Origin of the sequence: Lentzea fradiae (genome assembly GCF_900100955.1) — a bacterium.
In the GTDB taxonomy this organism is placed as follows: Bacteria; Actinomycetota; Actinomycetes; order Mycobacteriales; family Pseudonocardiaceae; genus Lentzea; species Lentzea fradiae.
Map to the genome: position 1 here is coordinate 108947 of NZ_FNCC01000012.1, position 12920 is coordinate 121866.

A 12920-nucleotide genomic window follows, 5' to 3' on the forward strand; every position below is an offset into this window, starting at 1 on the left:
TCAGTTCCGGCCGCTCGCGCCGAGCGCGAGGTCGTTCTCGAGCTTCGCGAGCACCAGGTCGACGACCCGTTCCGCGAGCCCCGCCACGGTCGGCGCGTCGAACAGGTCGCGCGGCGTCACCTCGACGCCGAACGTCCGCCGCACCCGCGACATCAGACGCAGGCTGCTGATCGAGTCGCCGCCGAGCGCGAAGAAGTCGTCGTCCGCCCCCACCTCGTCGCGGCCGAGCACCTCGGCCCACTGCCGGCACAGCGCCTCCTCGGTCGGGGTGACGGGAGCCCGGTAGGCGGCGGTGAGCACGTCGGCGCGCGACGGCCGGGGCAGCGCCCGGCGATCGACCTTGCCGTTCGGGGTGAGCGGCAGCCTGGGCAGCCGCACGAACGCCGACGGCACCAGGTAGTCCGGCAGCGACTTCGCCAGGTGCCTGCGCAGGGTGTCGCCGACGGGTTCGACGGCGTCCGGCGCCGAAACCACGTACGCGACCAGTTGCCTGGTCCCGGACTCGGTCCTGGGCGCGGTGACCACCGCCTCGGCGACCAGCGGGTGTCTGACGAGCGTGTTCTCGATCTCACCCGGTTCCACCCGGAACCCGCGGATCTTGACCTGGTCGTCGACGCGCGCGACGAACTCCAGCAGCCCGTCCGGCCGCCACCGCACCAGGTCGCCCGTCCGGTAGAGGCGTTCACCGGGAGCGCCGATCGGGTCGGCGACGAACCGTTCCGCCGTCAGGTCGGGCCGGCCCGCGTACCCGCGCGCCAGGCCGGCGCCGCCGATGTAGAGCTCCCCGGTCACACCGGCCGGCACCGGAGAGAGCGTGGTGTCGAGCACGTGCAGCCGCACACCGGGAATCGGTTCGCCCAGTGGCACGCTGCGCTGTCCCGCACCTGTCCTCGCGGGGAACAGCGTCACCGCGAGAGTGGACTCCGTCGGGCCGTAGATGTTGACGAACGTGCGGCCCGGCGCCCATGCCTCGACGAGCTCGACCGGGCAGACGTCACCACCGGTGCCGACGCACTTCAGCCCGTCGAGCTCGGCCGGGTCCAGCGCGGCCAGCACGGCCGGCGGCAGCGAGGCGACCGTGATGCCGTCCGCGCGCAGCTGCCTCGCCAGTGCCGCCGGGTCGTGCAGCGCGTCCGGGCCGGAGAGCACGAGCGTGGCTCCCGCGACCAGGGTGGAGAAGATGTCCTGCACACCACCGTCGAAGCTCATCGAGCAGACCTGCAGGACGCTGCTGTTCTCGGCCAGGCCGTACGTCTCGTTGATCGCCCGCACGACGTTGAAGAGCGACCGGTGCTCCACCATGACACCCTTCGGCGTGCCTGTGGAACCTGACGTGAACATCACGTACACCAGGTCTCGATCGTCACCCTCGACGTCCGGTGCGGTCGCCGGAAGTGCCGCGACAACCTCACGTTCACGGTCGAGCAGCACCACGTCCGCATCGGACTCGGTGAACCGGTCCGCTTGGTCCTGCAACGTCAGCAGCACACGGGGCCGGGTCTCGGCGAGCATCGTGGCCAGGCGGTCGGCCGGGTAGTCGGGATCCAGCGGCACGTACGCGCCACCAGCCTTGAGCACCGCGAGCACGGCGACGACCAGGTCAGTGCCGCGCGGCACCGACACCCCGGCGAGCACGTCCCTGCCCACGCCCAGCGCGGACAGGTGGTGCGCGAGCCGGTTCGCCGCGGCGTCCAGTTCGCCATAGGTCGTGGCGACACCGTCGTGCACCACGGCGACGGCGTCCGGCGCGGTCGCGGCACGGGCGCTGATCACCTCGTGCAGACGGCCGCCGGTCCGGGCAGGCCCCGTGCTCGCCCAGCCGGTCAGCCGGGTCCGCTCGGCCTCGGTGAGCACGGGCAGCTCGCCGACCCGTCCGCCACCGGACGCGATCGCCTCGAACAACGTCCGCAGGTGCCCGGCCATCCGCCGCACGGTGGCCGGGTCGAACAACGCCGGGTCGTAGTGCAACAACAACGACAGCGCGTCCTCGGGATAGACGACCACGTTGAGCGGGTAGTTGGTGCCGCTCGTCGAGCTTATGTCCACAATGGAGGGGACGTCGCCGGCGGCGGGTTCGACCGGGTAGTTCTCGAACACCACGATGCTGTCGAAGAGGTCCCGGCCGCGCGGCAGGTCGCACCACTCCACGATCTCCGTCAGCGAGACGTGGTCGTACTGCCGGGCCGCCGCCTGCGCCGCCTGCTGCTCGCGCAGCCACGTGACGACGTCGGCGTCCGGGTCGACGTCCACCCGCACCGGGAGGGTGTTGATGAACATGCCCGCCATCTGGTCGACGCCGGCGAGCCCGGCCGGACGCCCGGCCGTGGTCGCGCCGAAGCACACGTCGGCCTCACCGCTGTAGCGCGACAACAGCAGCGCCCACACGCCCTGGACGACCGTGTTGATCGTCACCTGCGCCCGCTTCGCCATCCCGTACACGCGGGTGGTGAGCTCCTCTGGCAGCTTGACCACCAGCCGTGCCGACGACACGGTGCGGTGCAGGCCGGACTTGGGCCGGTCGAACGGAAGCGGCGTGGCCGCCTCGAAGTCACCGATCTCACGACGCCAGTGCTCACGCGCGGCGGTGAAGTCCTGGTTCGCCAGCCATTCCACGTAATCGCGGTACGGGCGCCTGGGAACGGGAACGGGCTCGTCCGCACACTCCCCGAGCACCTCGGCGAGCACCTGCATCCCGCTCCAGCCGTCGAGCAGGGCGTGGTGGAACGTCCACACCAGACGAACCCTGGTGTCGGTCAGGCGGATGATCGCGACCCGCACCAGCGGCGCCTCGCCGAGATCGAGCCCTGCCTTCCGGTCCTGGTCCAGGTAGTGCGCCACGGCGGCGTCCAGCTCGGCTCCGCCCAAGTCTCGCCAGTCCAGCTCGGACACCGGGATCCGGGCATGCTCGTACACGGCTTGGTACGGCCTCGGCAGGTCCTCCCAGACGAAGGCGGTGCGCAGCACCGGGATCCGGTCGGCCACCCGCTGCCACGCGCCCGCCAACGCCACCGGGTCGCGCACGCCGTCCAGGACCGCGGAGATCTGCTCGAAGTACGCGGTGCCGCTGTTGTCCATCAGGCTGTGGAACAGCATGCCGTTCTGCGTGGGCGTCAACGGGTAGACGTCCTCTACGTCCCGGCGCACGCCGACGATCTCGTCCACGGTGGACTGGTCGAGCTCCGCCAGCGGGAAGTCGGAGGGCGTGCGCCCGCCGTTGCCCGGCGTGAGGCAGTGCACCACGGCGGCGGCGAGCTCGGCCACGAAGTCGTCGGCGAGCCTGGTGATCGTCCGCTCGTCGTGCACGTTCTCCGAGTAGTACCAGCGGAACTCCAGGCTTCCGCCGAGCACCGTGCCGACGACGTCGACGAGGTGCGGCCTGATGTCGCCGGGGTGCTGGTGCAGCCCGATCTCCGAGACGGTGTCGTCGAACTGGCCGAGGTAGTTCAGCACCACCGGCGGGTCCAGTTCGGGCACCCGGCCCGCGTCGCGCAGCACGCCGTAACCCAGTCCGCGCCGGGGAACCGCGCGCAGCCGTTCCTTCACGGACTTCAGCGCGGAACCCCAGTCACCGCCCGCCTCGACCACGACCGGGAACCGCGTCGTGAACCAGCCGACGGTGCGCGTGACGTCCAGGTCGTCGAACAGCTCCTCGCGGCCGTGTCCCTCCATGCCCAGCGGCACGCGCTGCTGGCCGGTCCACGCCGACAGCACACGCGCGAGTGCCGTCACAAGCACGTCGGCGACCTCGGTCCGGTACGCCGCGGGCACCTCGCGCAGCAGCTTCCCGGTGGTGTCCGCGTCGAGCCCGGCACGGACGATCCTGGTGCTCTCCACCGTGTTCGACCCGGTTCCGTCCACGGGCAGGGTCACGTCGGCGCCGCTCAGCCCGGACCAGTGCGCCAGTTCGTCGTCGAAGCCACCCGCCGCCGCGTGACCGGTGAGCCTGCTCGCCCACGCCGCCGGTGAGTCGGTGGCGGTGCCGAGCACGATCCGTTCGTCGCGCCGCGCCTGCTCGATCGCGCTGCGCAGGTCCTCGATCAGCACGCGCCACGACACGCCGTCCACGGCCAGGTGGTGCACCGCGAGCGTCAAGTTCCCCTGTGCCAGCACAGCTCCCAGCAGCCTGCCCTCGGTGATGTCGGTCGAGGCCGAGGCGATGGCGACGGCTCGGTCCGGGTCCGTCTCCTCGACGAACTCGACGCTCGCGGTGGTCTCCTCCTGCCACCACACGCCGTTCTCCGCACCGAACCGCGTGCGCAACGCACCGTGGTGTGCCACCAGAGCCTCGACCGCTACGCGGACGACGGCGGGCGCGACGTCCGGCAGTGCCAGCGTCACGTGCTGGTGGAAGGGCGCGGACGGGGTGAAGGTGTCGAAGAAGAACCGCTGGATCGGTGTCAGCGGGGCGCGGCCCTCGACCCGGACGGACCGCGTGGCGACCGGTTCCCCGGTGGCCACGAGTTCCAGCGAGGAGATCGTCGGCCGCTGGAACAGGTCCCGCGCGCTCAGCCGCAGCCCGACATCGCGTGCCTTCGCCACGACCCGCATGGCGACGATCGAGTCGCCGCCCAGGGTGAAGAAGTTGTCCTCGACGCCGACCCGCGGCACGCCGATCGCGTCGGCCCAGATCCCGGCGAGCACCCGCTGCACCTCCGTGCGCGGCTCGACGTGCCGGTCGGCGGCGGCCTCGGGTTCGGGCAGCGCGGCGTGGTCCACCTTCTCCCGCGACGTGAGCGGGAACTCCGGCAGCACGACGACCGTGGCCGGGACCATGTACTCCGGCAGCACACCGCGCACGTGGTCGAGCAGCGCGGAGACCTCCGGGTCCGCCCCGACCGGCACGACGTACCCGATGAGGCGCACGCGTCCCCGCGCGTCCTCCCGCGTCACGACGACGGCCGCCGCGACCTCGGGGTGCTCGACGAGCACGACCTCGACCTCACCGGGTTCCACGCGGTAGCCGCGGATCTTCACCTGGTTGTCGACGCGGCCGAGAAAGTCCAGTTCACCATCGGGCAACCGGCGCACGAGGTCACCGGTCCGGTACAGCCGTGCGTCCGGATCGGCGGAGAAGCGGTCGGGCACGAACCGGGTCGCGGTCAGCTCGGGCCGGTTGACGTAACCGCGGGCGACGCAGACACCGCCGATGTGCAGTTCTCCGGGCACGCCGACCGGCAGCTGGTTGCCGTGCGGGTCGAGCACGTGCACCGTCGTGTTCGCGATCGGCACGCCGATGGTCGGCAGCACACCGGGTTCGACTGCGCCCTCCGGCTCGACCTCCTTCCCGGTCGCGAGAACCGTCGCCTCGGTCGGGCCGTAGTGGTTCACCATCAGGAACCCGAACCCCGCGCTCGGTCGGCGGCGCAGTACGTCACCGCCCGCGATCACCACCCGCAGGCTCGTGCCGACGTGGCCGAGCTGGTCGAACACTGCGTCAACGCGCGGCGTGATGATCACCGACAGCGTGACGTCCCGCTCCGCGATCCAGCGGACCAGCACGGCGGGGTCGTCCAGCACGTCCTGCGTCGCCACCGCGACCGAGGCGCCGGCGGTCAGGGCCGGCCAGAGCTCCAGCGCGACGGGGTCGAACCCCTGCGCAACGAGGTGCGACGACCGGTCGCGCGGCGTGACGTCGTAGAACTCGTGGTACCAACGGCAGAGGTTGGTCAGCGAGCGGTGCTCGACCATCACGCCCTTGGGCCTGCCGGTTGATCCCGAGGTGTAGACGACGTACGCGACGTCGGTCGACGTGACACAGGTTTCCGGTGTCGTGGAGGGGTTCTGCGCGATCGTGGCCCAGTCCTCGTCCAGCCGGACGACCTCGACGTCCACTTCGGACATGCGTGCGGCGACGGAGCGCTGGGTCAGCACCACACGCGCGCCGGTGTCCGCGACGACGAACGCGAGCCGGGCCGCCGGGCTGTCCGGGTCGAGCGGCACGTACGCGCCACCGGCCTTGAGCACGCCCAGCAGCGCCACCACGAAGTCGGCACCGCGGTCCAGGAACACCGGCACGGGTACGTCCGGGCCGACGCCGAGGGAGACGAGGTGGTGCGCGATGCGGTTGGCCCGTTCGTCGAGCTCCCGGAAGGTCAGCACCCTGTCCCCGCAGACCACCGCCACGGCGCCGGGGTCGCGTTGCGCCTGCAGGGCCACGAGTTCGTGCACGGGTACAGCGAGATCGTGGCTCGCGGCGGTGTCGTTCCACTCCGCGAGCTGCCTGCGTTCGCCCGCTGTCAGCACGGACAGCTCCCCGACCGGCAGGTCCGGCGTGGTGGTGAGCTGGTCCAGCAGCACGTGCAGGTGGCCCGCCATGCGTTCGATCCGCGCGGCGTCGAAGAGGTCGGTGTTGTACTCGACCATCACGTCCATGCCCTCGTCGTGCTCGGTGAACTCGACGGTCAGCTCGAAGATGGACGACACGTGCGGCAACACCCGCGGCTCGACCCGCGCACCCGCGAACCGCAGCGGCTCGGCCGGGGTGTTCTGCAGCACCACCAGCGCTTGCACCAGCGGCGTGCGGCTCGGGTCGTGCTCGGGGCGCACCTCCGCGACGACGCGCTCGAACGACACGTCCTGGTGAGCGAACGCCTCCAGCACGGTCGTACGCACGTGCCCCAGGAACTCCGTGAACGGCAGCGCGGCATCCACTGTGGACCGAAGCGCGACCGTGTTGATGAAGCAGCCGATGAGCTGTTCGAACTCGGCCCGGCCGCGACCGGCCACAGCCGTGCCGACCACCACGTCGCGCTGACCGCTGTAGCGGGCGAACAGCACCTGGCAGGCGGCCACGAGGACGGTGAACACCGTCGTCCCGTGCGCCTCCGCGAGCCACCCGAGCCGTGCGGTGAGGCCGGCGGGCAGCTGGAACCGGTGTTCGGCGCCCGCGGAAGTGCGCAGCGCGGGCCGCGGCCGGTCCGTCGGGAGCTGCAGCGGTGCCGCGGCCTCCAGCGTCCGGCGCCAGTAATCCAGTTGTCCCGCGGTCTGCGCGGATCGCTGCCACAGCGCGAAGTCCGCGTAGCGCGCCGGCAGTTCCCGAACGCGGACCGTGCGCCCCTCGATCGCGGCGGCGTACCGCTCCCCCAGTTCGCCCGCGAGCACACCCATCGACCAGCCGTCGATCGCGATGTGGTGCACGCTCAGCACGAGAACGTGCTCCTCGTCGGCGATCCTGATCAGGCGGACCCGCCAGACCGGCCCGGTGCCGAGGTCGAACGGGGTGGAGACCTCCTGGTGCAGCAGGCGGTCCAGCTCGGCGGCGTCCTGGCCGCGCAGATCGGTCACCGTGATGGCGGCCTCGTTGCGGTGGATCACCTGGCGCGAGCCGCTGTCCACCCTGGTGCGCAACGGTTCGTGCGCCTCGACGACCTCGCGCCACGCCTGGTCGAGCGCGGCGGCGTCGAACGGGCCGGTGACGCTGTAGGCGAAGTGCACGTTGCTGTCGACGGCGTCTCGGTCGAGCTCGTGGGCGAGCCACAGGCGTTCCTGTGGGAACGACAACGGGAACACCGAACCGGGCGTGTGGTGCGGTGTCTCGGCGACAGGAGTCGCGGGACGTGCGGCGATCTTCGCCGCGAAATCCGCGAGCGTCGGCGCGTCGAAAAGGTCGGCGACGGTGAGTTCGACGCCGAACCGCGCGAGGATCCGGGCCAGCACGCGCACGGCCAGCAGTGAGTCGCCACCGAGCGCGGGGAACGCGTCCCCGGTGCCCACCCGGTCGACCGGCAGCACCTCGGCCCAGATCTCGGCCAGCACGGCCTCGGTCTCGTTCTCGGGCGCCTGGTGGCCCGACTCTGCCCCGCGGCGCGGCTGCGGTAGTGCGGCCCGGTCCACCTTTCCGTTGGGGGTCAGGGGGAAGCGGTCCAGCAGCACGAACTCCGATGGCACGAACGGATCCGGCAGCACTCCGGCCAGCCGGTCCCGCAGCAGCGCCTGCGTGAGGACCGCACCGCTGTCGGGGACGACGTAGGCGACCAGGCGGGCGCCCTCCACGTCGTCGCGGCGCACCACGACGACCGCGTCCGCGACGCCTGGACAACGCCGCAGCCGCGTCTGCGTCTCGCCGGGCTCGACGCGGAAACCGCGGATCTTGACCTGGTCGTCGGTCCGGCCCAGGAACTCGATCACGTCGGCGTCGTCCACCCGCACCAGGTCACCGGTGCGGTACAGCCGCTCGCCCGACGGTGCGGCGACGAACCGGGCGGCGGTGAGATCGGGACGGTTGAGGTAGCCGCGCGCCACACCATCGCCACCGACGTAGAGCTCGCCCTCGGACGCCGGTCGCAGCTGCTCGTCGAGCACCCGCACGGTGGTGCCGGCCAGCGGCGTGCCGATCGGCACCGGCCCGGTCACCTCGGTGATCCGGTGGCAGGCGGTGAAGGTCGTGCCCTCGGTCGGCCCGTAGCCGTTGACGAGCGCCAGGTCCGGGAACCGTTCCAGCACCCGCGCGCAGTGGCCGGGTGAAAGCACGTCGCCGCCCGCGAGCAGCAGGCGCAGGCCACCGAACACGGTCACGTCGGCGTCCACGACCTCGTGGAACAGGCCCGCCGTCAGCCAGAGCACGCTGACCTCGAAACCGGACAGGAACCGGCCGAGCTCGGCCACCGACACCGCTCCGGGCGGTCCCACGGCGAGCCGCGCGCCGTTCGTCAGCGCACCCCACACCTCGAACGTCGACGCGTCGAACGACACGGACGCCAGGTGCGCCACCACGTCGTCAGCGGTCAGTCCGGCGTATGCCTGTCCCTGGACAAGCCGCACGATCCCGCGGTGCTCGACCAGCACGCCCTTCGGCCGCCCGGTGGAGCCGGAGGTGTACATGACGTACGCGAGGTCGTGGCCCTCGACGTCGGTCTCGAGAACCTCGGCCGGGTGCTCCGCGATCAGGTCAGCGTCGGTGTCGAGGCAGACGATCTCGGTGGCACCGTGTGGAATCCGGTCGCGCAGCCGTTGTTCGCTCAGCACGAGCGGCGCGGCGGTGTCGGCGAGCATGAACGCCAGCCGTTCCGCCGGGTAACCCGGATCGAGCGGGAGGTAGGCACCGCCGGCCTTGAGCACGGCCAGTTCGGCGACGACCAGGTCGGTGCCGCGGTCGAGGCACAGGCCGGTGACCACGCCAGGTCCGACGCCGCGGCCGGCCAGGAACCGCGCCAGCCGCGAGGCCCGCTCGTCCAGTTCGGCGTAGGTCAGGCTCTGGCTGGTTGAGGACACCGCGATCGCCCCGGGCGTGCGCCGAGCCCACTGCTCGAACAACTCGTGCACGACCGTGGGTATGACGGTATCCACGCTGCCGCTCCGTTCTGCCGGATTCCCCGAGAAGAATGTGCGGGCGCCACGACCCCTGCGGGACCCGCTCACCGAAGTCTTGTTCGGCATCGACACCTCGGCAACGTGTTTAAGCTGAGGCTGAAAACAACTCCTGAGAGCGACTGTGCGAGCTGGGAGTTTCGGCAGTGGCTAAAGGAGGTGGAATCCTGGGCCGTCCTGCGCAAGGCTGGCACAGCCGGGCAATGGCGCCGTTCGAAGTCCTGCACGCGGCAACGCCCCAGATCGACCGGACACGTGTTCCGGCATCGCGGGCGAACATTTGGCAAACGCCGAGCGAGTTCTCGACGCCCGCCGGTTCCACCGTTTCCGAAATCGGAGTCGCGGCGCCGCCGCGCGACAGGAGGCTGTCCATGACCAGCACGACCACGCGGGCGACCGCGCAGATCTTCAATTCGGCGGTGGCCGCGTCCGCCATCGCCGCGGCATGGGAACTGGGGGCACTCGACGAACTGCGGGAGGCGGGCACGCTGAACGTGCCGGAGTTCGCCGCGGCAAACGACCTGCACGAGCAGTCCACACAGGGCCTGTTCGTCGCGCTGGCGAGCGTCGGGGTGGTGCGGCGGGACGGGTCGACCGTGACCGCCGGCGAACAGTTCGACGCCGTCTACCAGGCAAAATCGCTGTTCCACTGGCTCATGAGAGGATCGGCGCCGCTGTTCGCCGAGATCCCGTCGGTGCTGCGCAACGGCAACCGCGAGGGCGCCTACTACCGGCGTGACGCGAAGGCCATCAGCACCGCGTGCCGGGAGGCGAACACGCAGTTCTACGACCCGGTCTTCTGGCCGGTCTTCGAAGGTCTCGATTTCACCCCGGCCGCGGTCGCCGACCTCGGTTCGGGAAGTGGTGAGCGACTTCTGCAAATGCTCAAGCGCCACCCCCGTGCACGTGGTATCGGAATCGACATCGCGAGTCCCGCGATCGACATGGCACGACTGGAAGCGAACCAGTCCGGCATGGGTGACCGGCTCACGTTCATCGAGGCCGACGTGCGGCAGCTCGAACCGTCACCGGAATTCTCCGACGTCGATCTGCTGACCTGTTTCATGATGGGTCACGACTTCTGGCCGAGGGAACGCTGCATCCCCTCGCTGCAGCAGTTGCGCAAAGCATTCCCGTCCGCCCGCAGGCTGCTGCTGGGCGACAACGTGCGCACCACCGACGTGCCGGACGACGAAATCCCGGTGTTCACCCTCGCGTTCGAATTCGGCCACGCGATGATGGACGTGTACCTGCCCACGCTGGACGAATGGCTGGATGTTTTCGACGAGGCCGGCTGGAAGTGCGTCGAGGCGCACCTCGTCGACAGCCTCGCCGGGGCTGTCGTGTTCGAGCTGAGCTGAGGCACCGATGACCGTCCTGCTCCGCCCCGACCTCGGCGCGCTCCCCCTCTACCAGCAGCTGCCCTCCACCGCGCGGGTCCAGCTGTCGAACAACGAGACCGCCTTCCCGCCGTTGCCGCGGGTGGCCGCCGCGCTCACGGAAGGGCTCGCGCACATCAACCGGTACCCACCGGTGAGCCCGCACGCGGTGGCCACGCACCTGGCCGGGCACCTCCGCGTTCCCGCCGGGTCCGTCGCCGTGGGCGCCGGATCCGCCACCTTGCTGCTACAGCTGATGCAGGCGGTGGTGCACGGCCCGAGCAGCATCGTGTACGCCTGGCGTTCGTTCGAGGCATACCCGATCCTCGTGCGCGTGGCGGGAGCGGAACCGCGACCCGTGCCGCTGACCGGCGACCTGGTGCACGACCTCGACGCCATGCTGGCAGCGGTGACGCCGACGACGCGCATGATCATCGTCTGCAACCCCAACAACCCCACCGGGACCGCGCTGCACCGCGACGCCTTCGCGAAGTTCCTCGCCGCCGTGCCCGAACACGTCGTCGTGGTGCTGGACGAGGCATACCACGAGTTCGTCACCGACCCGGACGTCCCGGACGGGCTGGAACTCGTGCGCGAGGCGGCCGGGCGCGGCAACCTCGTGAGCCTCCGGACGTTCTCCAAGGCATACGGCCTGGCGGGCCTGCGCATCGGGTACTGCGCGGGCCCGATCGACCTGATCCAGGCGGTCACGAAGGTCGGCGTCCCGTTCAGCGTCAGCACCCTGGCCGAGACCGCGGCCCTGATAAGCCTCGACTCCGCGGAAGAACTGGCCGAGCGCTGCCGTCTGGTGCGCACCGAGCGCGACCGGGTCGGAGCGGCGCTGCACGCGCTCGGCCACGCGTTCGTGCCGTCGCAGGGCAACTTCCTGTGGCTACCGCTGGCGGACCGCGCGGCGGAGTTCGCCGCCCACAGCATGTCCGACGGCGTGATGGTGCGCCCGTTCGCCGGCGAGGGCGTCCGGGTCACCATCGGCAGCCCCGCGGACAACGACGCCTTCCTCGCGGTCGCCCGCACCTTCGTCTGAGCCAAAGGAGATTCCGATGACCGGTAACCCCTTCGACGACCCCGACGGCACCTTTCTCGTCCTGGTGAACTCGGCGGGCCAGCACTCGCTGTGGCCGCGGGCGATCCCGGTACCCGGCGGGTGGACCGAGGTCCACGGGCCAGGCACCAGGCAGGAGTGCCTCGACTACGTGTCGGGCCACTGGACCGACCTTCGTCCGCGTGAGGCCGCCGCACGGGCGTGACGCTCACTCACCGGCCGCCGCTTCCATGAACTGGTACGCCGTGTACTCCAGCAGCGCGGTGCCGAGCGGCGTCACGCTGTGCAGCACCGTGTTCCGGTTGCGGCGGCTGGTGATCAGGCCGGCCTCCCGCAACACCGACGTGTGCTGGCTGATGCTGGCCGACGAGATGTTCAACCGTTCGGCCAGCTCACCGGTGGTACAACTCTCCACCAACTCCTGCAGCACCGCCGCCCGGGTCTTCCCGACCAGCGCCGCCAGCGCCTGCTCACCGCGTTCGGTGACGTCCCAGAAAGCCGCGGCGGCGTTCGTGGCCGCGGTGACGGGCGGCGCGGCGAACACGAGAATCGGACTGGACTCGGCCCACTCCGCACCGATCAGCACGGCGGCAGCGTTGTCGTACAGGAACAATGAGGGCGCCAGCAACAACCCGCGTCCACCGAGATGAACGTCGACATCCCGCTCGTGCGGCACCTCAAGCACCGAAGAACGCCATCGCACCTTGGGATGCAACGTCCCCAGCAGGCGCTCAACACCTCCGGTCATGGCCAACCGCCCCCGGACGTCGCGCACGGTCTCCAGGTACCCGCGCACCTGCCGCCAGTAGGGCGACACGGCCACCCGCCCGAACCCCTGGGCAGCCTCCATCACTTCCTCACGACTGAGCCCGACCCTGCCCAGCGCTCTCTCGTCGGCCTTGAACCCTCCGTCCACCAACCACAGCAGGTCAGGAACCGGCCGTAGCACCTGCAACATCCGTTCGACGCGAACGGCACGTCGACCAAGACGCTCACCGACGCGGTCGCGCCAGATCCCGAAGAACCCACCGCCGCGCGTTCGTCCGAGCGACTCCATGGCGAACACCGTCTCAGCACCCATGCCCAGCGTCGCCGAGACTCTCACCCTCGCGAGATCCTCGCTGGTGAAATGAATCCTCTGCAACCTTCCCCCCAGTTGTTGACCCGCCCGG

At 70.7% G+C, this 12920-nt stretch carries 5 protein-coding genes; 3 read left to right on the forward strand and 2 right to left on the reverse strand.

All coding sequences use genetic code 11. The annotated features are described in order from the left end of the window. Positions 1-9261: a non-ribosomal peptide synthetase gene (locus tag BLT23_RS27650; protein WP_218133915.1), complete on the reverse strand. Its 9261-nt coding sequence runs from the start codon at positions 9259-9261 to the stop codon at positions 1-3. Between the two features lie 416 nt (positions 9262-9677). On the opposite strand from BLT23_RS27650, the gene BLT23_RS27655 reads away from it, so the two are divergent. Genes BLT23_RS27655 through BLT23_RS27665 form a run of 3 tightly spaced genes read left to right on the forward strand, consistent with a single transcriptional unit; the run spans position 9678 to position 11953 of the window. Then, a complete protein-coding gene (locus BLT23_RS27655; protein WP_090054032.1) occupies positions 9678-10667 on the forward strand; it encodes a class I SAM-dependent methyltransferase in 990 nt (329 codons plus the stop codon). 7 nt (positions 10668-10674) lie between these two features. Next, positions 10675-11730 carry a histidinol-phosphate transaminase gene (locus tag BLT23_RS27660; RefSeq protein WP_090054034.1) on the forward strand — a complete coding sequence of 352 codons (1056 nt, stop codon included), beginning with the start codon at positions 10675-10677 and terminating at the stop codon, positions 11728-11730. A gap of 16 nt (positions 11731-11746) precedes the next feature. Next, a complete protein-coding gene (locus tag BLT23_RS27665; protein ID WP_090054036.1) occupies positions 11747-11953 on the forward strand; it encodes an MbtH family protein in 207 nt (68 codons plus the stop codon). 3 nt (positions 11954-11956) lie between these two features. On the opposite strand, the gene BLT23_RS27670 is transcribed toward BLT23_RS27665, so the two are convergent. Next, entirely contained in the window at positions 11957-12853 is an 897-nt protein-coding gene (locus tag BLT23_RS27670) for an ArsR/SmtB family transcription factor (protein WP_143036071.1), read from the reverse strand. Between the last annotated feature and the right edge of the window lie 67 nt (positions 12854-12920).